The sequence below is a fragment of the Deinococcus detaillensis genome (assembly GCF_007280555.1).
Classification (GTDB): Bacteria; Deinococcota; Deinococci; order Deinococcales; family Deinococcaceae; genus Deinococcus; species Deinococcus detaillensis.
Map to the genome: position 1 here is coordinate 1 of NZ_VKDB01000036.1, position 21,584 is coordinate 21,584.

Sequence of the window (21,584 nt, forward strand, 5' to 3'; positions counted from 1 at the left end):
TGTTGCCAGTGTAATTCATTGTGCAACAGAGTTACGCAAGACGTAGAGGCCGTGCCAGTGGGCAGGTTAAAACCATTGCGATATCGGGCGTTTTCGCAATGAAGGATGGGAACTCCGTCGCAGGCGGAACTTCCATCAGACAGACCAATCGCAAACTTCTCAAACCACCAGAGCCGATTTTTGACTCGCTGTCTCAGGCTATTCGGCTCTCCGTACTGCTCACCGCCAAAGGTTTTTGCCTCAGCAGCAGTCCCAGCGCCACCAGAACCAGTGCTACCATCGTGCCGTACGTTGCACCAGGGCCGACGCGCGAATACAGTTGCCCGCCGCCGAGTGGTCCCACCACCTGCGCCAGGGAGCCAATCGCCTGTGCCCCGCCCTGTACCTGCCCCTGTGCTTCAGCAGGCGCGGCAATGGAGATCAGGGTGTTCTGGGCGGCACTGAACATTCCCTCGCCCACTGCGAAGAACAGCGTGCCGACGTACAGCAGCGCCGCCTGCGGGAACACGGGCAGCAGCGCCATGCACAGCATCCCGATTACGCCCACCGAGAGGCCCAGGACAGCTACGCCGCGTTCCTTCAAGACCCTGATCAAGAATGGCAACAACACGCCCTGTGCCACGATGTCGGTTGCGCCGATGATGATGAACAGTGTGCTGACCCGCGACGGCCCCCAGCCCAGGGTGTCCCGGCCCAACAGCGCCAGCGTTATCTGGAGGATGGACAGCGGCAGCAGGAACAGCACGCTGACCGTGACCAGCCGCCGCACGGCTGGAAAGGCGAGTGCACCCGACAATTGCTTGAGGGGATTGAGGTGCGCCGCGTCGAAGTGGGCAACGCGGCGCGAGGCCGGGAGGCTTTCCGGCAGCACGAACAGACCCCAAAGCATGTTGAGCAGCGACACGCCCGCCGCCAGGAACATCGGAGCGTTCAGGCTGAGGTGTGAAGCCAGGCCGCCAATCGCGGGCCCGAGGATGAAGGCTGCGCCCGTCGTCGCGCCGAGCAGCCCAAAGACCCTGCCGCGCTCCTCTTCCGGGGTGGTGTCGGCCACGTAACCGAAGAGTGCGCCGAAGCCGCCTGCGAACAGGCCTTCAACAATGCGCCCGACGAACAGCACCCACAGGCTGCCACCGATGCCGAAGAGGACATAGCCGATGGCCGAACCCAGCAGGCTGAGGATCAGGATGGGGCGGCGTCCGTAAGCGTCGCTGAGTGCGCCCAGCACTGGGGCTGAGAAGAACGAGAGGAAGGCGTAGGCCGCGCCCAGCAGGCCGATCACGATGGCCTGCTGCGAGACTTGTGGAACGTACTGGGCCACGATGAACGGCAGCACCGGGAACACCAAGCTGATGCCCATGGCGAACAGGAAGGCGGTGACGAGGAGGAATAGGAGCGGAGCTTTCTTGGCTGGCGTTTGAGGAGACTCGTGCATGCGCTCAGGCTAGGGGCGGGGGGCCAGCCAAGTCTTGAAGAAAAGCGACCTGCTCAAGTGAGGCGGTTCGCTTCAGGGTGATGAGCGCGGAACCCGCCTATCTCAGCGATCTGCTCCTGCGTCAATCGCTGGGTGGGTAGGTGGCTGGGGCGAAGTTGCGCGAACTGTCCGAAGCTGCGCGGCGTCATAGAGGAAAGCGATTTGAATTCGCGCGTGAGATGCGCCTGATCAGCGAAACCCAGTTCGTAGGCGAGTTGGGCCAGTGAGACGTTCGGGTCAAGCCACAGGCGGTTGTGAATGGCCTCGAAGCGGATCAGGCGCGAAAGGGTCTTGGCGTTCACCCCAACTTCCGCCGCGAACAACCGTTCCAGGTGCCGGGTGCTGATGTTCAACTCTTCGGCCAAGGTGCCGATCCGGGTCTGGCCGGGACTGCCGTAGAGTTTCAGGGCAATCCCAGCACCTGATTTGAGCTCCTGCCCCCGCTCGGCCAACAGGCCCAGCAGCCAGTCTTCCAGGAGTTGCCGCGCCTCGTTCCAGGCATCCAGCCGCATCAAAGCACTCATGGCACGGGTGAGCAGCGGATGGGTCAGGCTCAGATCCAGGGTGGGCTGGCCAAACTCCCAGTTCAAGAGTTGCCGCGCTCCCCAGGGATACAACTCCACGCCCAGCGCCTGAGTGGAGCCGAAAGAAACGGCCCGTAGCGGTGTCAGGGTCAGCCCTTCCAGCGAAGCACCGGGCAGGAATTCTAATGCGCCGCCTGTCAGCGGACCGCGCCAGGTGGTTCCGGCATGAAAAGTCAGGCGGACCAATTGTTCTGGCATGAAGCGGTGGTCTTGCTGGCCGATGTCGTGGTCCTCATCCACCTGCCAGTAATTCCGTACCAGGTGTCTCAGGCGAGCGTCGGGCAGGAATTCCACAGAATGCACGCCTCAACTCTGGCAGAAATGGGGCCGGGGCGCATCTGCCACTAGGGCTGGGCCGGGATATCGCATTTGTTCAAGACAGGGGGGTAAGCGCATGCTGAGCGGATGCGTCGGTTAGGCTGAGCTGGCCCTATGCTCCGATTCAGATGACCGGTTCGCTCTGGCCCGGCAGACAGAACCTGTGGTCACAGACGCTGCTATCTGCGACCATAAGCGTCCCGAGTGTCAGGGGCGAGGTTGCGCCAGCCACGCGGCGGTCTGGGTCCTGACCAGGCCGATGAGGTCACCCTGAGTCAGGTCGATGTCGATCAGGTGCAGGCCCCAGGCCCGCAGGTCACGGCCCGCCACATTGACGGTTCCGCCGAGTTCCGTGGTGCGCGGACTGCCGGGGTGCGGGATCACCCGGACTTCCAGGAAGGACACGCCGCCACGTTCGGTACACTCGCCCGTCACGAAGTCCGGCAGGGTGACGAACGGGGTGTCGATGGCCGCGCCACTCGTCCAGGGGGCCGGTCGATGCTGAACGGCGGTGAGGAGCGGGAAGGTGCGCTTGGTCGTGAAGTAGGGGTGCAGGGTGGCCTGGCCCCCCGTGAGGGCCGCCGGATTCACGCAGGCGGCATGCTGCTCTGGCTGTCCGGGTGCGGCGGCGGGAACGCGCCCAAAGGCGGGACTGTCCCCCGGTTCGGGCAGCGGTACCCCGGCAGCAAAGGCCGAGTAGCTCACGGCGCAGCCGGTCTGGTCCGCCGCGCGGCACAGCGGCACGTTCTGAAAGCTGCCGCCCACATCCTGCCCACGGGGGACGCTCACGGGCGCGCCCAGCAGCAGCGCCGACACCAGCCGGGAACGCAGCGCGGCGTCCGGCTCAATGTCCTGGGCCAGCAGACGGATCAGGTGATAGCTGCCCTGCGAGTGGCCGATCAGCACAAAGGGGCGGCCATTGTTGCTGTCCCGCAGGTAGGTCTGCCACGCTGCCCTGACGTCCTGATAGGCCAGTTCACCGCCGTTCTTCTCGAGGCCGAGCAGGGCCGGGATGGTGTTCTGGCGGTAAAGCGGCGCATACACCCGGCACACCGAGGAAAACCGCGCCGCTTGCTGGCGGGTCACGTCCGCCTCACCGCCGGGCCGCAAGTCCGCGTTGGGCGCGAAGTCCCACGACGCGGTGGGATACACGTAAAAGCAGTCCACCGGTGCCTGCGGATCGGCCTGAAAGGTCTCACGGGTCCGGGTGCCGTCCGGCGCGATGCGGGTCGCGTCCAAGTCCGTCTGGCACAGGCTGGACTGGTCCGGGCGGCACAGCCAGGCCTGCGGACTGCGGTAATCGGGGGCCGCAGCCAGACGTGGCGCGCAGCCCGCGAGGAGGCCGAGGGCCAATCCGCCCAGCAGCGGGCGAATGGCCTTGCGGTAAAAGTCTTGAATCATGGCAGGTCTCCAGTGGCTCTCAGACGGACTCTGATTGAGTGGGGTGAGGGAGAGAGAAACGTCCACCTCCGGGCGCAGCGCGAACGGCAGTCCAGATTAGAACATCTGCATAGGCGAGTCGTTCAGGTCCACGATGATGCTCTTGGTCTCCAGATAGGCGTCCAGCGCCTGCGGCCCCAGTTCACGGCCCAGACCACTTTGCTTGAAGCCGCCGAAGGGCAGCGTGGGCGAGAGGATCTGGTAGGTGTTCACCCACACGGTCCCCGCATGCAGGTCCCGCGCAAAGCGCATGGCCCTCTTGATGTCCCGCGTCCAGACCGCCCCGGCCAGGCCATAGATGGAACCGTTGGCAATATCCAGGGCCTCTTTCTCGGTGTCGAAGGGAATGACGGACAGCACCGGGCCGAAGATCTCCTCGGCGGCGATGGGCATGTCAGGCGTGACGTCGGTGAAGACCGTCGGCGGAATGAAATAACCTGCCCCCTCCCCGGCTCCGGGTACATCCCCGCCGCCCGTGAGAAGTGTCGCGCCGCAGCGTTTCCCGTCGGCGATGTACCCGCGCACCCGTTCGTACTGCTCGGCGCTCACCACTGGACCGATATCGCTGCTGATGTCGCCCGCGTCGCCGACGGTAAGTTCCTCGACGCGCTCTTTCAGGCGTGCGGTGAACGCGCCGTAGATGGAGCGCTCCACCAGGACGCGCGAACCCGCCTGGCAGACCTGCCCACTGTTCAGGAAAATACCGAACAGTGCGCCGGAGACGGCCTCGTCCAGATCCGTGTCGGCAAAGACGATGTTCGCGCTCTTGCCGCCCAGTTCCAGCGTGAGGCGCTTGAGGTGGTCGGCGGCGGCCCGCATGATGTGCTTGCCCGTCTCAGTTGCTCCGGTAAAGGCGATCTTGGGCACGTCAGGGTGCGCCACCAGTGCCCGGCCCGCCTCATCGCCGCCGGGGATGACGCTCAGAACGCCCGCTGGGACGCCCGCGTCGTGCAGCACCTCGGCCAGCAGCAGCGCCGTGAACGGACTTTGCGGGGCGGGTTTCAGAATGCACGGGCAGCCTGCGGCGAGCGCTGCTCCCACCTTCCAGACCGGCATCAGCAGCGGGAAATTCCAGGGTGTGATCAGGCCCGCTACACCGATGGGCTGCTTGACGGTCATGGCGAGGTAGTCACCCTGTGGCCCGGCCAGGCTAAAAGGTGCGGTGACGCCGCTGGGCTGCGGGATGAGGGTGGCGAAGTAGTCCAGGGCGTTGGCGGCCAGCGGCACTTCCATCCACGCGGCGAAATTCAGGGTCATGCCCATCTCGGCGCTCATCACGGCGCTGAACTCGTCGGCACGTTCCCGGATCAGCTCGGCGGCGCGGACCAGGATGCGGGTGCGCTCCAGCGGGTCGATGGACGTCCACGTCCGGTCCTGATGGGCGGCGGTGGCGAGCCTGACCGCCTCGTCGATGTCGGCGGCGGAGCCGCTGGCGCTGCGGGCCAGCACATCGCCGGTGGACGGGTTGATGACGTCCAGTGTGGCCAGGCGCTGCTGGAAACTACCGCTCAGAAAGAGGGCGCGTTCGTGCAGGTTCATGTTTCCTCCATCAGGATGACCGCCCGGCGCACCTCACCGCGTGCCAGCGCGTCCAGCGCCTGCGGCAACTCATCCAGCGTGAAGCGGTGGCTGATCAGTTCGTCAATTTTCAGACCGCCAGCGCGGTATTTTTCCAGAATCAACGGCAGGTCGCGTCCAGCCACGGCCTGGCCGTACCAGCTCCCCGTGATCAGTTTGGATTCGGCGGGAATGCTGAATGCGCCGAGTTCCACCGTCTGCTCCGGGCTGGCCACACCCACCACCACCACTTTCCCAGCCTTGCGGGTCAGGCCATAGGCGAGCGCGATGGTATCGGGGTGGCCTACCACCTCATACGTGTCGTCCGCGCCCAGGCCGTCCGTCATGTCCAGCACAGCGCTGATCGGATCGCCGACCTCGGCGGTGTTGATGGTGTCGGTGGCCCCGAACGCGCGGGCGTCCTCCAGTTTGCGGGCGTCGCGGTCCAGGGCGATGATCCGGGTGGCCCCGTCCAGCCGGGCCGCCTGGATCACATTGAGACCCACGCCGCCGCAGCCGATGACCGCCACTCGCCGCCCAGCCGCGCCGCCCGCCGTATTCATGACCGCGCCGTATCCGGTCATCACCGCGCAGCCCGTGATGGCGGCCACGTCGAACGGCACATCCCTGGAGATCGGCACCAGCGCCGCTTCCGGCACCACCGTCCGCTCAGCCAGGCAGGAGGTCTGGCTGAACATGTACACGTCTTCGCCGTTCTGGGAAAAGGGTGTGGTGCCGTCGGGCATCGTCCCCATCGTCATCAGGGTGAACGCCTCGTCGCACATGTCGGGGCGGCCCGTGGTGCAGAAAAAGCACTCGCCACACGACGGCACCCAGTTGAAGATGACGTGGTCACCGACGCCCACGCGGGTCACCCCGTCGCCCACCGCCTCCACGACACCGGCCCCCTCGTGGCCCAGCACCAGCGGCGTGAGCTGGGGAATGGTGCCGCTGACTACGCTGAGATCCGAGTGGCAGACGCCCGCTGCCCTGACCTTCACGCGCACCTGACCGGGTCCAGGGTCCGCCAGCGTCACCAGTTCCACCGAGACCGCCTGACCAGTCTCATGCAGCACGGCTGCCCTGACCTGAAGGCTCACGCCAGGTCCCCGGCGCGGCCCCGCTCGGTCATCACGTCGCGGTAGACCTGGGAGATGGACGGCATCAGCGGCAGCAGTTTCAGCGCCTTGGCAATGCTGCCCTGCGCCTTGATCTGCCCGCGTGCCAGGGCCTGCGGCACGTTCAGCTTCCCGCTCCAGAAGCGGTTGCCCACGTCACCGTGCAGCGTGAAGGTCACGTCGGGCGTGGGGCCGTCCTCACCAAAAAAGTACCCCATGGCCTGACCCTCGGATGGACTCTTGCCGTCCATGACCAGCCGTAAGTCCGGGTCGGTGTACACAAAGGCGATGACGATACCCGCCTTGGCGAGGCCCCGGGCGGTGTCCGTGTCCTGACCGCGTTCCAGCACAGCCTGAAGGACATCCTGCATCTCCTGCGTATTCGCAAATATTGCCATGCCCCAAGGGTAGACAAGGTGGGCGCGACGAAACAGGCAACTGGTTGACAGCGTGCGTTACCCTGATGGTATGCCCATTTCCCTGGCCCAGTCTTTGGCCCAGCGCCGAACTGCACTCGGCCTGACGCAGGCAGACCTGGCCCGGCAGGCGGGCTGCACGCGGCAATACGTGGCGCAACTGGAACGCGGCGAACGCTCACGCCCGTCCATGACGGTGGCATCAGGACTGGCGCGCGGGCTGTGGCTGACCGGAACCCAGCGGCGGGCGTGGCTGATGCTGGCCGGGTACACTGACGCCGAACCAGCCCCGCGTGAAGGCGTGGCCGTGGACCAGATGGCGGCGGACCTCCTCAACCTGATTCCCGCTCCGGCGGTGCTGCACGACGGCACCTGGCACATGTCGATGCTGAATGCGGCGGCGCGGGAGGTGCTGACACACCTGGGCTTCGATGGGGAACCGGGCCGCTCCCTGCTGTTCATGGTCTTCGACGAGCGGCACCGCGCCCACTATCCCCAGTGGGAACCCTGGGCGCGGTACGTCCTGGCGCAGTTCAAGCGTGACAGTGCGCCGCTGAGCCATACCCCCGCCTACACCGAACTCCTGCGCGAACTCCGCATGTTCAGGGACTTCACCCGGCTGTGGCGGCATGTTGATCCTGCCGAAGACACCACGCCCATGATGCCGATCCAGTACCAGCTTCCAGGCCAGCCCACCCTCACCTTTACCCTGGCCCGCATGCAGTTTGTTAACACGCCGGAATTGTGGGGCATCGTGTTTCTACCTGCCTGATCATCCCTCTGTCCATGAATCAGCCGGGGGGACGATACAGCACCCTCGCAGGGGCAGACCTCGTGAGGGCAACGGCCAACCTCACGGACGATCCGGCCAGCTCTGGGAGAGAAGCCCTGGTCGTCGAGGATCAGTCCCCACCGGGAACGTCGTTGCCGATCTCGAACGCGTGCCGATCTATGAGGGGCCATTGGACGGGGGCTGTTTGGTATGGATCTGGCGGTCCCGCGTCTGTTGGCGTTGCTGCGGGCAGACCTGGGGTGGCTGACACAAACCCTCAGCAAATTGGAACAGCCCTGAGCGCACTTGCGCGCGTGGTACGGCTTTTCTCAGTCGCATCTGGCGCTTAACACGGTTTGAGTCCGCAGCAGCATTCCGATCTGGACAACGTTCTGGCGCTTGTCAGATCAGCTCTCCTGAATACAGGAGCGTGCGTGGGGCAAACTGAATGTGCATTGGCACCCAAGAGCGGATTTCTGTTCCTATGCTAGTCAAACCCCAATACTGAGGGGCACCGCACGGTCAAGGGGCAACACTGGCAACCCACGCAGGTCAGGAACGTCCTGCTCAGAAGTGTTCATCCGGTAACGAATTACTGTAAGGCAGTTCAAGCAGTGGATTGAGTTGCTGCCTCGAAACGCTGCACAGCCTCTTCCAACGGCGTCCGACCCTGAGCGATGTTCAGCGTCAGGTCGAAGAGGTCGTCCAGACTCAGGGTGAGGCGCAGCTCATGCATGGCCAGCCACACCAGGGCGCAGCTCAAAGCGGTCCGTTTGTTGGCATCGACGAAGGCGTGAGCCCGTGAGACGTAATAAAGGTAAGCCGCCGCTTGAGCGGGCACGCTGGGGAATCGGCGCTGCCCGAAGATCTCCTGAGTCGGCTGCGCCAATGCACTTTCAAGCAGACTGAGTTCCCGCAATCCCGTCCCGCCCCCATAGTTCGTGAGCTGACGCTCGTGAAGGTCAATGACTTCTGCGAGCGTCAACCCTTCAGGCATCCGCCAGCCGCCGGAAGAGGTCATCGTATTCACTCAAGATCTGGTCTCGGGCCGCCGCGAACTTCGCCTGGCGCTCGAGCTGGGCGGGAAGAGTGGCGGTCTGGGCGGGCGTGATGACGATGGCGTTGCCCTGAATCTCGATCTCCACCTCACTGCCGATGCCGGTCAGTTCCTTCATCTCCCTGGTGATGACGAGCGCTTCACTGTTGCCGAGTCTGGAGAGGGTCTTTCGCATCCCTGAGTATAACGCTGTTCGTACATCAATTCGGTTTTGGTCTCAAAGTGATACGCAATCTGGATCTCCTGATGGCCCACGCTGTCGAGTCTGCTGCCGCAAATACGCCGATGCTGGAATTCAAGGGTGTGCGTTGAGATTGCGGCTCTCAAGTGACCCGGCCACTCGGAACACGACCATCCACGGTGACTTCATGGAGATCACGTGTCACTTATCCAGGCAGGCAAGCCGCAACGTAACGTGAGTGAATGTGGAGCCGAGCAGATCACGAAGCGCTGTTGTTGACTCTCGCGGTCGCCGAGTCTCAACAGCAGCTCGTGGATCAGCTGGTACAAGGTTCCGTCAAAGCACTGACGGGAGTCACGCTGTGGCGTCAGGAGGACGGAACACTGGCGTTGCAGAGCTGGTCCGGCACGGTGCAAGAAGAGGGTAAGCCCGTTCCCTTGCCAGGTGCGCCGAATTACCGGCTGGGATGGACGCCGGAAGCACCACTGCCCGCCTCGGTTCAAGCCATGCTCGGGTTGAGACTGCTGTACCTGGACGCCCTGAATGAGAAGCTGGAGTTGAGTGATCAGCTGTCGACGCTTCATCACGCCGCCCTGACCGACCCGCTGACCGGGCTGGGCAATCGGCGTGCTTTTGACGCGGATCTCGAAGCGTCAGAAGCGGCACACGAGGACTTTGGTGTGGTCTTCATTGACCTGAACGGGTTCAAAGCGCTGAACGACAAGTTCGGACACGCGCTGGGCGACTCGCTTCTGCGGGGCTATGGAGTCTGGCTCTCGCGCGTGACTCATGAACGCGCTCAGGTCTACCGCCTGGGAGGCGATGAGTTCGTCGTCCTGGTGCATCACACGGTGCTGTCGCCGGAAGCGTTCTCCATCTGGGCAATGGAGCGGCTGCAAATTCCCTTCGTCGATGATGTGAGTGCAGCAATCGGGATCGCGTGGCGGCATGAGTGTGAGAATGTCCGGGCGGTATTGAGTCTGGCGGATCAGCGGATGTATGCGGTCAAGAAAGCCGACGCTCCTACGACGGCCACTCAGGAACGTCGCCGTTTCCGCACGTCAACTTGAACCCTTGTGGCACGAGTAGCCGAGCAGTAAACCTGCTGGGTAAGAAGGAACTGACTCCGATCTCAAAGTGATGCGCGATCTGGGGTCAAGACACGATCCTAGAATTTTTGTATGCCAAGAGCCTGCGTCACAATTGAAGGTGCCAGTTCTAAACAGGGGAAAACATCGTGTTCATCGTCCTTTCCACCTGTCCCAAATGAAGGAAGGTTCTTTTGAGACAGAGTGCGTGCTTCACCTCGTGGGTACACATTACCTGTCAAGGTTTACCGAGAACGCGTGTGGGACAGCATTTTTTTCTTAGCGTACAAAAATTTCAAAATCGTGTCTTGACCCCTGAAAGGAGGCACAGATGCAGCAGCCTACGATGTACTCCACAAAGCAGCGCGGCATCGAGATCACCGTATCCGGTGTGCCGACCACATTCAGCGGCGACGGTGAGAAACTCGGCTTCGACCTCAAAGTCATGCGTGATCTGGAAGCTCTGATCACCTAGGCGGTCGAGACCGCTGCGCCGGGCACGAACGTGCTGGAATTTCAGTACCTCCCGCTTGCGCCTGCACCCGATCCGGTCAGCCTGGAATTGCGGCGGGCCCTGCGGCTGCGGCGGATGAGTAGCGCTCAGGTGGCCCAGCGACTCGGCGTGACACCGCCGGTGGTATCACGCTGGCTCAGTCCCGATTACCACGCTCACGGCATGGAAGCATTGAGACGCCTGGCCGAGGTGTTGGAGATGGACGTGGAAGTGCGGCTCGTGCCGAAACGCCCAGCTTGATTGATGTCTGCGTCGTTCTGAACGTCTGAGCGAACCTTCTACAGGAGGTGTGCGCCCCGGCTGTTTCCATTCATACCAAAGCGCAGTAAGACGAGACGCTCGCCGTCTTCGAAGCGGCATGGCAGGTCAGACCAACTATCCCCTGGGCAGCCTGTTCGAGCTGCTGCGTGACCGGTTCGCGGCTTACGCAGAGCGCACCTGGATGCGGCCCACGCTCTCACACTGTACTCTACTTCTGTTCATCCGGAAGAACGGATGATGGATTGATTCCATGCAGCACCATCCCATCCCAGAACATCCCGATCCAGGCGACCTGACGCGGGTCACCGAGATCTTCAAGACCCTGTCCGAATCCATCCGGGTGCAGCTCGTTCTGCTGCTGCTTCAGGGCGAACGCAGTGTAACCGGACTCGTCGACGCCCTGGGGCAACCGCAGAGCACCGTCAGCCGTCACCTCGCGCTTCTACGCAGCGCTCAGGTCGTCAAGACCCGCCGCGAGGCCACGCACATCTACTACCGACTCGCCGACGCTCACGTCGCGCAGCTGGTCCAGCAGGCATTCAGCCACGCCCAGCATGAGCGTCTCGGCCTTCCAGACCACGTCCTTCCGAACCCACTGATCGGAAGTGTCCATTGAACGCTCCGCCGATGTTCACTGCGCTGCGCAATCCCCGATTTGCCCATCTGTATGCTGCACAGACAGTCAGATCGGCGACGCACTCACCTGGGTGGGACTCGCGCTCCTAGCCTACCAGTTGACCAGCGGCAAGAATGCCGCCGTGGTGCTGGGGGCTGCCCTGACGCTGCGGGTTCTCGCCTTCGTGGTTTTCAGTCCATTGGCTGGGGTGATCGCCGACCGCATCAACCGCAAATGGTTGCTGGTCGGGTGTGATTTCGGGCGAATGCTGGTGATCGGCCTGCTGCCGTTTGTTCATGCCGTCTGGCAGGTGTACGTGCTGATGTTTCTGGTCAACGCGCTGACAGCCTTCTTCACGCCTACCAATCAGGCGACCGTTCCGCTGGTCGTCGGGCAGGAAGATAGCGGTCCAGCGTTCGCCCTCTCGAGCGCGACCACCGAACTGATCAACATTATCGGCCCTGGACTGGCGGGCGTCGTGGCCGCCCTCCTGGGAGGGCGGAATCTATTCTTCGTAGATGCTGTCAGCTTCCTTCTGTCGGGCCTGCTCATCCTGACGCTGCCAGCACTGAAGGCTGAGCAGGGCGAAGTGCAGCGCAGCACTTGGCAGGGAATCCGGAACGGCACTGCCCGACTATGGCGTGACCCGCCCATCCGCTTCGCCCTGCTGCTGGAACTGGTGGCGGCCGTCACAGGAGCGCTCATTCTGGTGGATACCGTTAACCGGATCCAGGGTGACCTGCGACTAAGCGAATCGACCTATGGCTGGGTAATGGCCGCGTACGGGCTGGGAGCGACGCTGGCGTCTCTCGTAGTGGGCTTCGTTGGGAAACGCTGGCCCCGCACGCGGTTCATCCTATTGGGTGCGCTGATGACAAGCGTAGCAGTGCTGCCAGCCAATGTCGCACCTCTTCTGGCCATCCTGGCTTTGTGGCTGCTCGCTGGGATCGGTCAGAACTGGGTAAATCTGCCAGCCGAGACGCTGCTGGCAGAACGAACCGAGGAAGCTGCACAGGGTAGGGTCTACGGCGCACACTTCGCGTGGAGTCATCTCTGGTATGCCTTTGCCTACCCACTGGCCGGGTTCCTGGGAACCCGGTTGCCACACCAGGACTTCCTGATCGGCGGTGGCATTGCGCTGGTCTTGTTGGCCATCGTTGTTGTGCTGCTGCGCCCCCGAACTGAAGATCAGCCAGCGACGTCAATAGTCTCAACATCAGAATCTACTTAGCGCCATTTTCCGTTTCAACTCTCGTGGAACATTCTGTACGCGTTGCGGATTTACTGGCGGTGCTCGGGATGAGGATCTTCGCTGAGCCACTGCTGGTGGACCTGTTCGTGGCTGAGCTTGAGGTGAACATGCTCGTCGACGTGATCGATGGCGCTCAGCGGCAGCCAGTGGTGGGTGCTGGAGTCGTCCTTGGTCAGCTTGATGTAGTCCCCGTCGACCTTGTCGACTTCGCCGTGGTTCATTCCGTCGGCGCATTTCACGGGCATGTGTTCTCTGATCTGGCTCTGCATGGTCATGATGGTTCCTCCTGAGCCTTCACAGTAAAGGTCTGAATGCCTGCTCAGATGTGAGCGTGTACAATGTGCCTTCATTACTGTCTATCTTTACACCTGAGTACTTGCTCAGATATACTTGCGTCATGACACCCTCCCCTTCGACACTCGAATACTTCGTGGAAAACATGGACTGTGCCAGTTGCGTTCAGAAGGTCGAGCGGATGGTTGGTGGTCTCCCGGGCACGACCTCGGTCAACACCAGCTTCACCAGACAGACGCTGAAACTGACCCTCGACGAGGCACAGACCTCCCGCGACCTGCTGGAGAAGAATCTAAAATCGATGGGCTACGCACCGACACCTCTCGCTCAGGCCTCGCCGACTTCAGTCAGCAACCTCGAGTACTTCGTCGAGAGCATGGACTGCGCCACCTGCGTCCGGAAGGTCGAGAGCATGGTGGGAGGTCTGCCTGGAGCCACCGACATCCGGGCCAGCTTCAGCAAGCAGACCCTGCAACTCACCCTCGACGAGACCCAGACGCCCAGGAGTACGCTTGAAGGAAACATGAAAGCGATGGGGTATGCGCCGTCTCCGCTGGTCAAGCCAGGGCTGGCAGCTGACGTTCAGCCTGTAGTTGTCCAGAGCAAGCCGTGGTACGCCAGCGGCCAGGGACGACTGGTGTTGGGAGCAGGCGTACTGCTGGCGCTGGCCTTCGTATTCAGTTTCATCGAACCCAGGTTCTCGGTCTACGGCTACGTCGCGGCCACGCTCCTCGGCACCTGGCCGCTGCTGAAGAAGGCAGTCGCCAGCGCGCGCTTCGGCGATCCCTTCAGCATCAACATGCTCGTCAGCCTCGCGGCCATCGGCGCGGTGCTGATCGGTCAGGCGGCCGAGGGCGCGGTGGTGGTGTTCTTCTTCGCGGTGGGTGAGCTGCTCGAAGGCGTCGCTGCCGGGAAGGCGCGTGCTGGCATTCAGGCGCTGGCCGCGCTGGCTCCCAAGACTGCGCTGCTGATCGAGGGCAAACAGACGCGCGAAGTCCCAGCCGACGCTTTGCAGATCGGCAATCAAGTCCAGGTCCGGCCGGGAGCACGCGTGCCTGCCGACGGGCGTATCGTCAAGGGCACATCCAGCCTCGACGACAGCCCGGTCACCGGCGAGAGCGTCCCGGTGCTCAAGACCGTCGGCGATCAGGTGTTCGCTGGCAGCATCAACACCGACGGTGTGCTGAGTGTCGAAGTCGAGAAGACGGCCGCCGACAACACCATCGCCCGGATCATTCATATGGTCGAGGAGGCCGAGGGCAGCAAAGCGCCGACCGCACGGTTCATCGACCGCTTCAGCCGGGTTTACACTCCGGGCGTGGTGGCGGTCTCCGCCCTGGTCGCGGTCGTTCCACCGCTGCTGATGGGCGGTGAGTGGCACACCTGGCTTTACAAGGGCATTGCCCTGTTGTTGATCGGCTGCCCGTGTGCGCTGGTGTTGAGTGTCCCAGCAGCCATTACGAGTGGTGTCAGTGCCGGGGCCCGGCGCGGCCTGCTTATCAAAGGCGGCGCGGCGCTCGAGACCCTGGGGAGCATCAAGACGGTGGCCTTCGACAAGACCGGCACCTTGACCACCGGGAAGCCGAGTGTTACTGACATCGTTGGGATAAGCGTCGAGCGAACCGAGGTGCTGCGTCTGGCGGCAGCAGTCGAGTCCGGGAGCAACCACCCGCTGGCTCAGGCGATCACCCGCCAGGCCAGGAGCCAGAAGCTCAATCTTCCTGACGTCCAAGGTGCCCAGGCACTCCCAGGCAAAGCGGTCACGGCCATGGTGGAAGGCCGCGCCCTGAGCGTCGCTTCACCGCGCCACGCCGCCAGCCTGACAGCGCTGGACGCCTCGCTTCAGGCGCAGATCGAAGGCTTCGAGTCGCAGGGCCGCACCACCGTGGTGTTGCTGGATGGGCCGCGTGTTCTGGGCCTGATCGCCATGCGTGACGAACCGCGTCCGGACGCCCGCGCCGCCATCGCTCAGTTGAAGGCCATGGGCATCAAGGCCGTCATGCTGACCGGCGACAACGCCCGCACCGGACAGGCGATCGCCGCTGATCTGGGACTGGAGGTTCAGGCCGAACTACTGCCCGAAGACAAACTCATGTCGATTGCTGACCTGCATGCACACGGCGGGGTGGCGATGGTCGGTGACGGCATCAACGATGCGCCCGCACTCGCGCAGTCGGACGTGGGCATCGCCATGGGCGGCGGTACCGACGTGGCGCTGGAGACCGCCGACGCGGCCCTGCTGCGCGAGCAGGTCTCGGGCGTGCCGGAACTGATCGCGCTGTCCCGGGCCACCATGAGCAACATCCGGCTGAATATCGCGTTTGCGCTGGGCCTGAAGCTCATCTTTCTGATCACCACGCTGCTCGGCTACACCAATCTCTGGATGGCGATTCTGGCCGATACTGGGGCCACCGCTATCGTGACCGCCAACGCCCTACGGCTGCTGGGTTGGAAGCCGAAGCCGACCAAAGCCTCTGAAGCGCATGTTTCAGTTCAGGGCGTATCCGCCTCGGGTCTGCCCTGAGCGCTCCCCTCTCACAGATCTTCTCGCTGACGTTAATCCCGGTGGCCGCCACCATCTTCGGCGGGGTGGTGGCCAGTTACCGCGTTCCAGGGGAAAAGCTCCGCAGCTTTGTCCAGCATTTCGCCGCCGGTGTCGTGTTCGCGGCAGTGGCCGGAGAACTGCTGCCGGAGATCACCAAAGGACATCAGCCAGTTGGTGTGGTGATCGGCTTTTCACTCGGGGTCGCGGTCCTGCTAGCGGTACGGCAATTCGCAGAGGCCCTGGAACGCCGGAGTGGTGAGAAAGGCGAGAGTAGCCTGATCGCGGCAGTTGGGATCGACGTCTTCATCGACGGCCTGCTGATCGGTGTAGGCTTCGCGGCTGGTGCCAGGGTGGGAATGTTGCTGGTGGTCGCCCTGACGCTGGAGTTGCTCTTCCTGGGCGTCTCAGTGGCGTCCAGCCTCGGGCAGTCCGGTGTATCCAGGGCACGCACCATCCTGACCATCAGTGGCCTCAGCCTGGCAGTGATCGTGGGATCGCTGCTGGGGGGCACGCTCCTTCAGGGCCTTCACGGTCTGGCGCTGGAGATCGTGCTGTCGTTCGGCGCGGCGGCATTGCTGTATCTGGTCACCGAGGAACTTCTGACTGAAGCACATGAAGTGAAGGAGACGCCGCTGATCACCGCAGCTTTCTTCGCGGGCTTCGTCGCGCTTTACCTGATTGAACTCTCGACCTGAGTATCATCCTTTCAAAAGGCGATTCCTTATGACTCACTCCCACAACCATGCGGCACATGACGACCATGAGCACGGCGGTCATGCTCACGGGCACCACCACAACCATGCTCCCGCCGATTTTGGCCGGGCGTTCCTGATCGGCATTGGCCTCAACACGATCTTCGTCATCTTTGAGGTCATCTACGGCACGCTGGCCAAATCTCTGGCGCTGGTGGCCGACGCTGGACACAACGCCAGCGACGTGCTGGGCCTGCTGCTCGCCTGGGGCGCGTACCTGGTCGCTAAGCGCCGACCATCGCAAAAGCACACCTACGGCCTGCGGCGCAGCAGCATCCTGGCCTCGCTCACCAACGCGGTGCTGCTGCTCGTCGCCCTCGGAGCGATCATCTGGGAGGCGCTGCACCGCTTCAGTCAGCCAGCCCCGGTGGCGGGCGGCACGGTCATCTGGGTGGCGACGCTGGGCATCGCCATCAACGGCGTCACTGCGTACCTGTTCGCCTCTGGGCGCAAGGGGGACCTGAACCTCCGAGGAGCGTACCAGCACATGTTCGCCGACGCGCTCGTCTCGGCCGGTGTGGTGGTGGCGGGCATCGTGATCCTCTTCACCGGCTGGAACTGGCTCGACCCGGTGGTCAGCCTGATACTCGCCGCCGTGATCCTGTACGGCACCTGGGGCCTGCTGCGCGAGTCGCTCGACCTGGCGCTCGACGCGGTGCCGGAGAGTGTGGACCTGAACGAGGTGAAGTCCTTCCTGAGTGCCCAGCCTGGAGTAGCGGGTGTGCACGACCTGCACGTCTGGGGAATGAGCACCACCGAAACCGCCATGACGGTGCATCTGGTGATGCCGCAGGGCCTGCCGGATGAGGCTCTCCAGCACCTGCGGCATGAACTCCACGAACAGTTCGGCGTCGAGCATGCCACGGTTCAGGTGGAACAGGGCCGGGTTCCCTGCGATCTGCTTTCCGACGAGGTGGTGTGATGGGCGTGCCGGAAGAGACCCTGGACATCGTCTATTCTCTGGAAATGATTCTCACTTCTCAAGAAGACGCCTGTGAGGTGAGCTGTGTTCATCCGGAAGCTGTTCAGAAAGCAAAACAGGCCCTGCCGGATGTCGCCTGCGTCGAGGAGGCCAGCGCACTGCTCAAGGCTGTCGCCGACCCAACCCGGCTGCGGCTGCTGAGCGCCCTGAGCGCCTGCGAACTGTGCGTCTGTGACCTCGCGGCTGTGGTCGGGATCAGCGAGAGTGCCGTCAGCCACCAGCTGCGCTTCCTGCGGGCGCATCGCCTCGTAACGTTTCGCAAGGAGGGGCGGATCGCCTATTACCGACTGCTCGATCACCACGTCACCGTGCTAATCGGCAGCGCCCTAGAGCATGCCCGCGAGTAAGCGGACCTGGCTGATCGGTGCTCTGGTGATTCTTGGAGGACTCGGCGTCTGGTGGACCAGCGAACGCCGCTGGTCCGGGCCGTTGTACTGCATCGAGAAGCCGGGAACCCTCTGGAACGGCGTGGCCGCGTTGCCCGCCGAGTACACACCAGAGTGCCCGGAAAGTCGCAGTTACCGTCAGGAGGTAAGGAGCGGCCTGAGCCGGGTGGAACGGTACCGCGTGGACGGCTGGCATCCCAACGTCCTGCTCGGCGTGATGAAGCAGGCTGGGTATCGTCAGACCACCGATGACCCGATTGCCCCCGGGAATTACGCGGCCTTCCTGACCGGGCAGAGCGGCATGATCCAGTACCTGGCCAATCTTCAGGATAGGCAGACGGTGGTGACGCTCAGCGGCCGACCGTAAACAACACGCCGCCTCACGATCTCAGTGCGGCGGCCCTGAGCACAGTCAGCAGCGAGGACGGGCCTTCGGTCCTTCTCCGTCTGCCGCAGGCCAAATTAAGGCAACACAACCCCTCATTGTCTGTGGTTTTCATGCCGGACACATTCAAACGGAGGATGACACGGAGGCTAGGCTGCGTTTGCGCCTGTTCACGAATCATCTGCAGATTGTGATTGTTCGTGATGAGGTGACCTCGGTGGAGGAAGCCGCTGCCGCTCGCTAACTGCTGACCGCGCAGTTCAACGCGGATGTGGATCACACCGCTTTGAACGCGCTCAATAGTTTGGGCCAGGATGGAACGGGGCACGCTCAAAGTTTAGTGTCAAACAACCAAGAGCATGTCGCGCTACCGATCAGCAAGCTTGCTCTTGCCCTGAGGCAGCCACGATAGAAGCCCCCTACGGCCTTCTCGTATCCTCCACGGGCCGTTCTGACCTATGGTTGAGGGGAATGCTTGACGACACTGCAGGAATGCCCGGATTCATCCGCTCGGCAGCGGACGATTCCACTTATTTCCGCAGCATCGTGCTGTTTGGCACCAACACGGCGTCCTACAAGTTCGCGCTGAGCCGCGCGCTGCTGGTCCTGGCGGCCGAAGGGCGTAGCCGGGTCACTCTACCCGAACTGGCCCCCTACTTCACCGCTCCCCTGCTGGCCCACGTGCAACGCGGAAAGAGGCAGGGGACGGTCCCGAGCAGCGTGTTCCTGGAGGGTGCCGCCGCCCACCTGTGCGGTCAGCTGGATGCGGACGCCTTTCATGCCCTCACCGTGCAGCAAGCTTTCCGCTACGTGCTGGACGTGTATCACCGTCTGCCCGGTGGGGAATCGGCAACGGAGTTCTTCCAGCTGGAACGCGGGCGTCTGCGGGCCTTGGTGCTCACCGACGCACTGCTGGCCCTTTCCCCTATAGATCGTCAGTTGCTGGATGCTGAGACGGAGGCCCGTTGGGATCTGGTTGAACACGCCTGGACCGAGGGAAGCGCATCAGAGACAGCAGGCCGCTCCCCAACGTACGAGGAAGCCAGCGGTGAGCTGGTGCTGGTGCCCTGGCGGCACCAGACCCGCGTTTCGCTCACGCGTTTGCGCCCTGCCCTAAGCGGCTACCAGAAAGGCCACTGCTTTTATTGCTATCAACCGGTGGACATGACCTCCGGCGAAGCGTGCCATGTGGATCACGTCTTCCCGTGGGTGCTGGGCTACCGCCTGCCGGATGTGGACCTGAACGCGGTGTGGAATCTCGTGCTGAGTTGCGAGACCTGCAATGCCGGTCCAGGGGGGAAATCGGATGCCATTCCGGCCCGGCGTTTTCTGCAGCGGTTGCACCGCCGCAACTCGTACCTGATCGACAGCCACCATCCGCTCCGGGTAGCCCTGATGCAGGACACGGGAAGCACCGCCGAGGCCCGCTGGACTTTCCTGACTTCCCTGGAAACCTTTGCCCTGGAGCAGCGGTCCAAACGCTGGAATGGGCGCGCCGAACACCCGCCAGTATTTTGATTGCGGTTGCCTCCAGGAACACCGATGATGCGGATGATCCGTGGCCCAGGTGCCGTCCTGCTAGCCGGAGCTGCTGCTCCGCCAGCAGGCTGGAGATCTGATAGAAAGCCACGGGGCGGCGGTCAGGTGGTCAGGTGGTCAGTGGACGCCATGCCCTCCCTAACCCAGTGATGTGATGAGACATGAACGACTGGGACGTGAGAAACACGTAAGAGAGTTTTCCCTAAGCTCGGTGCAATGAAGAAATACTTCAAGCTCACCGCACTCGTCCTCGGCTTCATGCTCGGCAGCTTCGCAAACGCCGAGTTACAGCGTGTGCCTGGAACCAACACGTATTACGAAAAAGATCTCGATGCCATGACCGACGCCAATACAAGTATGGTTGTCGTCGCAGAGATCAATGACACGCAAGGCGAGACCGCCATGGCTTTTATTTGCCGTGATGGCAAAGCCAGTGCATTCCTGAATACGAGGAACAACCTGATGAGCAGTGGGGAATACGACCTTGAACGCTCCCCTAATCTGATGTACCGGGTGGATTCGCAGCAAGCCAAGACCATTCCGTCACAAACTGGCCTCACCAGTGGAGAGCCGGACTTAACTCTTCTGGCTTTTGATGACGCTCGCGACGCCATCCTGACTGCTGCCTTCACAAATACCACGAGCAAAATCGTCATGCGCGTACTGCGAAACAATGGCAGCGCATTGGACGATACCTTCTCCATAGGTGGTTTCAAAGAGGCAATGCGAGTTGTAAATTATCGCAAATAGGTGATAAATTTGCGGTTATTTGAGCGAATTTAGAACTGAAACGAGTAAATACCAGTCCGTCATAGTGTAATTGGACAACACTCCGTCTTTTAGATTGGTACCTACAAGAATCATTCATATATTTGAGAAAATTGAGCTGCAGAGGAATATTATATGCTTCGAAAATCAGTAATTCTAGTCGGATCAGTCATTCTTACCTACGCGGCCGCTCAATCCCAAATCCCGAACACCAAAATTTCTTATCAGTTATCTATCAGCTCGGAGATCTCCGGTAATAGTGGACAGGTCATTCTTAGAGAGCTGAACGATCAGACAGGCAGTACAGCTTTAATTTTTCAATGCACTGAGGGAAGCACAATAATTCTTCTGAAGACAAAAAATGCACTTATGACTCTGAACCAGTATCAACAGGCCCAGGCACCTCAAATAGGGTATCGCATAGATAATGGTGAAGCACGTTCAATGCGCTCATTTTATATTCCAAATGATGAAGAACCTATATTGAATGCCGTCAACTTCGCCCTCAATAGCATGTTTTTGATGCCAAACTTATTGGCCGCGAAGTCTAAAATAATTATGACCACCCTCAGCACAAACGGGAAAACTCTGAGCTACACTTTTCCCACCAAAGGGCTTACGCAAGCCCTCAAAGCAGTTAACAACTGTCGTTGATTGATGATCCGCAAAAGCGGAGCAGGCACACAGGCAGCTTGCTCCGGAGATTGGGTTGCTCAGCGTTGACACCCTCTGCTGTCATGGAGACGCTTCGAACTGAGGTGAGGACCGTCGGCCGACGGCGCATCAACGAGGTTCGGGCACATAGCTGAACGTCCCGCTGACCAGCACCTGACTCCTCCCACTTGAATCTGCAGCATTGTTGAGCAAAGCGTTGTCAATCTTGAGGGTCACGAACTGCTGGCTGATCTTAAGCACTGTCACGGTGCCTTGGGTGCCCACAGCCTTCCAGTCGGTCTTGAGCACCCCACGGATGTCAACGCTGTAGAGCACTGTTGCCGCAACTTCCCCGTCAACTCCGAGGCGTCCCTCCCTCCTGTCCATGCTCTGAACCTTGAATGCGTCACCCGCTTTGATGGTGCCGCTGGCCTTTCCCAAAATCACGGCAAACTGACGAATGCTGGCTGGGGTGCCAGGAATACCAGTCACACCGATGGTGATGACGCCGTAACCGCCACTATCGCCTTCCTCATGCTGTCCCGGGCGGGACAGGCTGATCTACCGCTGGGGGCAGCACCGTGTTTTTTTACCCAGCACGAGAGTCACCTCTTCGCCAGAGCAATGGGCGACC

The 21,584-nt window shown here is 62.0% G+C and carries 26 protein-coding genes; 14 read left to right on the forward strand and 12 right to left on the reverse strand.

The genetic code is table 11. The annotated features are described in order from the left end of the window. Nucleotides 1-193: 193 nt before the first annotated feature. From FNU79_RS17325 to FNU79_RS17350, 6 genes are all read right to left on the reverse strand, one after another. Entirely contained in the window at nt 194-1,432 is a 1,239-nt protein-coding gene (locus FNU79_RS17325; protein WP_143722049.1) for an MFS transporter, read from the reverse strand. A gap of 53 nt (nt 1,433-1,485) precedes the next feature. After that, nucleotides 1,486-2,358 (reverse strand): helix-turn-helix transcriptional regulator, encoded by an 873-nt coding sequence (locus FNU79_RS17330; protein ID WP_143722050.1) that lies wholly within the window; start codon nt 2,356-2,358, stop codon nt 1,486-1,488. A gap of 222 nt (nt 2,359-2,580) precedes the next feature. After that, the gene (locus tag FNU79_RS17335) at nt 2,581-3,774 is read right to left on the reverse strand and encodes a DUF3089 domain-containing protein (protein WP_143722051.1); all 1,194 of its coding nucleotides are present in this window, start codon (nt 3,772-3,774) and stop codon (nt 2,581-2,583) included. Between the two features lie 96 nt (nt 3,775-3,870). Continuing rightward, a complete protein-coding gene (locus tag FNU79_RS17340) occupies nt 3,871-5,352 on the reverse strand; it encodes an aldehyde dehydrogenase family protein (protein ID WP_143722052.1) in 1,482 nt (493 codons plus the stop codon). Continuing rightward, nucleotides 5,349-6,470: a Zn-dependent alcohol dehydrogenase gene (locus tag FNU79_RS17345; RefSeq protein WP_225430151.1), complete on the reverse strand. Its 1,122-nt coding sequence runs from the start codon at nt 6,468-6,470 to the stop codon at nt 5,349-5,351. The genes FNU79_RS17340 and FNU79_RS17345 overlap by 4 nt, the downstream gene beginning before the upstream one ends. Beyond that, nucleotides 6,467-6,886: an SCP2 sterol-binding domain-containing protein gene (locus FNU79_RS17350; RefSeq protein ID WP_143722053.1), complete on the reverse strand. Its 420-nt coding sequence runs from the start codon at nt 6,884-6,886 to the stop codon at nt 6,467-6,469. The genes FNU79_RS17345 and FNU79_RS17350 overlap by 4 nt, the downstream gene beginning before the upstream one ends. A gap of 70 nt (nt 6,887-6,956) precedes the next feature. On the opposite strand from FNU79_RS17350, the gene FNU79_RS17355 reads away from it, so the two are divergent. Further along, nucleotides 6,957-7,676, forward strand: coding sequence for an MmyB family transcriptional regulator (locus tag FNU79_RS17355; RefSeq protein ID WP_143722054.1), 720 nt, complete (start codon nt 6,957-6,959; stop codon nt 7,674-7,676). A gap of 607 nt (nt 7,677-8,283) precedes the next feature. Here FNU79_RS17355 and FNU79_RS17360 read toward each other — a convergent pair. Next, on the reverse strand, nt 8,284-8,697 hold the full coding sequence (locus tag FNU79_RS17360; RefSeq protein WP_143722055.1) for a type II toxin-antitoxin system death-on-curing family toxin: 414 nt from the start codon (nt 8,695-8,697) through the stop codon (nt 8,284-8,286). Next, nucleotides 8,666-8,908, reverse strand: a complete 243-nt coding sequence (locus FNU79_RS17365; protein WP_143722056.1) for an AbrB/MazE/SpoVT family DNA-binding domain-containing protein — start codon at nt 8,906-8,908, stop codon at nt 8,666-8,668. The genes FNU79_RS17360 and FNU79_RS17365 overlap by 32 nt, the downstream gene beginning before the upstream one ends. 278 nt (nt 8,909-9,186) lie before the next feature. Here FNU79_RS17365 and FNU79_RS17370 point away from each other — a divergent pair, with 278 nt between their 5' ends. The 3 genes from FNU79_RS17370 (at nt 9,187) to FNU79_RS17375 (ending at nt 10,756) form a co-directional block, all read left to right on the forward strand. Continuing rightward, nucleotides 9,187-9,984, forward strand: a complete 798-nt coding sequence (locus FNU79_RS17370) for a GGDEF domain-containing protein (protein ID WP_185974787.1) — start codon at nt 9,187-9,189, stop codon at nt 9,982-9,984. A 349-nt stretch (nt 9,985-10,333) separates the two neighbouring features. Continuing rightward, complete coding sequence (locus FNU79_RS19255) at nt 10,334-10,477, forward strand: hypothetical protein (protein ID WP_185974788.1); 144 nt, start codon at nt 10,334-10,336, stop codon at nt 10,475-10,477. A 30-nt stretch (nt 10,478-10,507) separates the two neighbouring features. Next, entirely contained in the window at nt 10,508-10,756 is a 249-nt protein-coding gene (locus tag FNU79_RS17375) for a helix-turn-helix domain-containing protein (protein ID WP_143722058.1), read from the forward strand. A 229-nt stretch (nt 10,757-10,985) separates the two neighbouring features. Here FNU79_RS17375 and FNU79_RS19545 read toward each other — a convergent pair whose 3' ends face one another. Next, nucleotides 10,986-11,210 (reverse strand): hypothetical protein, encoded by a 225-nt coding sequence (locus tag FNU79_RS19545; RefSeq protein WP_225430155.1) that lies wholly within the window; start codon nt 11,208-11,210, stop codon nt 10,986-10,988. Here FNU79_RS19545 and FNU79_RS17380 point away from each other — a divergent pair. Next, the gene (locus FNU79_RS17380; protein WP_263862379.1) at nt 11,118-11,393 is read left to right on the forward strand and encodes an ArsR/SmtB family transcription factor; all 276 of its coding nucleotides are present in this window, start codon (nt 11,118-11,120) and stop codon (nt 11,391-11,393) included. The two genes, FNU79_RS19545 and FNU79_RS17380, sit on opposite strands and share 93 nt — an antisense overlap. Nucleotides 11,394-11,511: 118 nt before the next feature. Further along, nucleotides 11,512-12,624, forward strand: coding sequence for an MFS transporter (locus FNU79_RS17385; RefSeq protein ID WP_263862378.1), 1,113 nt, complete (start codon nt 11,512-11,514; stop codon nt 12,622-12,624). Between the two features lie 50 nt (nt 12,625-12,674). Here the strand turns inward: FNU79_RS17385 and FNU79_RS17390 are convergent, their stop codons facing one another. Then, on the reverse strand, nt 12,675-12,920 hold the full coding sequence (locus tag FNU79_RS17390) for a DUF2171 domain-containing protein (protein ID WP_143722060.1): 246 nt from the start codon (nt 12,918-12,920) through the stop codon (nt 12,675-12,677). Between the two features lie 122 nt (nt 12,921-13,042). Between FNU79_RS17390 and FNU79_RS17395 the strand changes: the two genes are divergently transcribed. Genes FNU79_RS17395 through FNU79_RS17415 form a run of 5 tightly spaced genes read left to right on the forward strand, consistent with a single transcriptional unit; the run spans nt 13,043 to nt 17,971 of the window. Next, the gene (locus FNU79_RS17395) at nt 13,043-15,463 is read left to right on the forward strand and encodes a heavy metal translocating P-type ATPase (RefSeq protein WP_143722061.1); all 2,421 of its coding nucleotides are present in this window, start codon (nt 13,043-13,045) and stop codon (nt 15,461-15,463) included. Nucleotides 15,464-15,504: 41 nt separating this feature from the next. Then, the gene (locus FNU79_RS17400; RefSeq protein ID WP_225430153.1) at nt 15,505-16,179 is read left to right on the forward strand and encodes a ZIP family metal transporter; all 675 of its coding nucleotides are present in this window, start codon (nt 15,505-15,507) and stop codon (nt 16,177-16,179) included. Nucleotides 16,180-16,207: 28 nt separating this feature from the next. Continuing rightward, complete coding sequence (locus FNU79_RS17405) at nt 16,208-17,158, forward strand: cation diffusion facilitator family transporter (RefSeq protein WP_143722063.1); 951 nt, start codon at nt 16,208-16,210, stop codon at nt 17,156-17,158. A gap of 44 nt (nt 17,159-17,202) precedes the next feature. Further along, nucleotides 17,203-17,565: an ArsR/SmtB family transcription factor gene (locus tag FNU79_RS17410; RefSeq protein ID WP_143722064.1), complete on the forward strand. Its 363-nt coding sequence runs from the start codon at nt 17,203-17,205 to the stop codon at nt 17,563-17,565. After that, complete coding sequence (locus tag FNU79_RS17415; RefSeq protein WP_143722065.1) at nt 17,552-17,971, forward strand: hypothetical protein; 420 nt, start codon at nt 17,552-17,554, stop codon at nt 17,969-17,971. Before FNU79_RS17410 ends, FNU79_RS17415 begins: the two co-directional genes overlap by 14 nt. A 13-nt stretch (nt 17,972-17,984) precedes the next feature. On the opposite strand, the gene FNU79_RS17420 is transcribed toward FNU79_RS17415, so the two are convergent. After that, nucleotides 17,985-18,317: a hypothetical protein gene (locus FNU79_RS17420; RefSeq protein WP_143722066.1), complete on the reverse strand. Its 333-nt coding sequence runs from the start codon at nt 18,315-18,317 to the stop codon at nt 17,985-17,987. 143 nt (nt 18,318-18,460) lie between these two features. Here FNU79_RS17420 and FNU79_RS17425 point away from each other — a divergent pair, with 143 nt between their 5' ends. From FNU79_RS17425 to FNU79_RS17435, 3 genes are all read left to right on the forward strand, one after another. Beyond that, nucleotides 18,461-19,507 (forward strand): HNH endonuclease, encoded by a 1,047-nt coding sequence (locus FNU79_RS17425; protein ID WP_143722067.1) that lies wholly within the window; start codon nt 18,461-18,463, stop codon nt 19,505-19,507. A gap of 237 nt (nt 19,508-19,744) precedes the next feature. Continuing rightward, entirely contained in the window at nt 19,745-20,278 is a 534-nt protein-coding gene (locus FNU79_RS17430) for a hypothetical protein (protein ID WP_143722068.1), read from the forward strand. A 387-nt stretch (nt 20,279-20,665) separates the two neighbouring features. Further along, nucleotides 20,666-20,950, forward strand: a complete 285-nt coding sequence (locus FNU79_RS17435; protein ID WP_143722069.1) for a hypothetical protein — start codon at nt 20,666-20,668, stop codon at nt 20,948-20,950. 129 nt (nt 20,951-21,079) lie between these two features. Here the strand turns inward: FNU79_RS17435 and FNU79_RS17440 are convergent, their stop codons facing one another. Next, the gene (locus tag FNU79_RS17440) at nt 21,080-21,442 is read right to left on the reverse strand and encodes a hypothetical protein (protein WP_143722070.1); all 363 of its coding nucleotides are present in this window, start codon (nt 21,440-21,442) and stop codon (nt 21,080-21,082) included. Between the last annotated feature and the right edge of the window lie 142 nt (nt 21,443-21,584).

Bases quoted from the DNA above. Each gene is read 5' to 3' on its own strand.
- FNU79_RS17430 (WP_143722068.1), top strand. From the start codon at position 19,745: ATGAAGAAATACTTCAAGCTCACCGCACTCGTCCTCGGCTTCATGCTC.
- FNU79_RS17415 (WP_143722065.1), top strand. From the start codon at position 17,552: ATGCCCGCGAGTAAGCGGACCTGGCTGATCGGTGCTCTGGTGATTCTT.
- FNU79_RS17325 (WP_143722049.1), bottom strand. From the start codon at position 1,432: ATGCACGAGTCTCCTCAAACGCCAGCCAAGAAAGCTCCGCTCCTATTC.
- FNU79_RS17410 (WP_143722064.1), top strand. From the start codon at position 17,203: ATGATTCTCACTTCTCAAGAAGACGCCTGTGAGGTGAGCTGTGTTCAT.
- FNU79_RS17340 (WP_143722052.1), bottom strand. From the start codon at position 5,352: ATGAACCTGCACGAACGCGCCCTCTTTCTGAGCGGTAGTTTCCAGCAG.
- FNU79_RS17390 (WP_143722060.1), bottom strand. From the start codon at position 12,920: ATGACCATGCAGAGCCAGATCAGAGAACACATGCCCGTGAAATGCGCC.
- FNU79_RS17365 (WP_143722056.1), bottom strand. From the start codon at position 8,908: ATGCGAAAGACCCTCTCCAGACTCGGCAACAGTGAAGCGCTCGTCATC.
- FNU79_RS17355 (WP_143722054.1), top strand. From the start codon at position 6,957: ATGCCCATTTCCCTGGCCCAGTCTTTGGCCCAGCGCCGAACTGCACTC.
- FNU79_RS17425 (WP_143722067.1), top strand. From the start codon at position 18,461: ATGCTTGACGACACTGCAGGAATGCCCGGATTCATCCGCTCGGCAGCG.
- FNU79_RS17395 (WP_143722061.1), top strand. From the start codon at position 13,043: ATGACACCCTCCCCTTCGACACTCGAATACTTCGTGGAAAACATGGAC.
- FNU79_RS17360 (WP_143722055.1), bottom strand. From the start codon at position 8,697: ATGACCTCTTCCGGCGGCTGGCGGATGCCTGAAGGGTTGACGCTCGCA.
- FNU79_RS19255 (WP_185974788.1), top strand. From the start codon at position 10,334: ATGCAGCAGCCTACGATGTACTCCACAAAGCAGCGCGGCATCGAGATC.
- FNU79_RS17435 (WP_143722069.1), top strand. From the start codon at position 20,666: ATGACTCTGAACCAGTATCAACAGGCCCAGGCACCTCAAATAGGGTAT.
- FNU79_RS17350 (WP_143722053.1), bottom strand. From the start codon at position 6,886: ATGGCAATATTTGCGAATACGCAGGAGATGCAGGATGTCCTTCAGGCT.
- FNU79_RS17335 (WP_143722051.1), bottom strand. From the start codon at position 3,774: ATGATTCAAGACTTTTACCGCAAGGCCATTCGCCCGCTGCTGGGCGGA.
- FNU79_RS17405 (WP_143722063.1), top strand. From the start codon at position 16,208: ATGACTCACTCCCACAACCATGCGGCACATGACGACCATGAGCACGGC.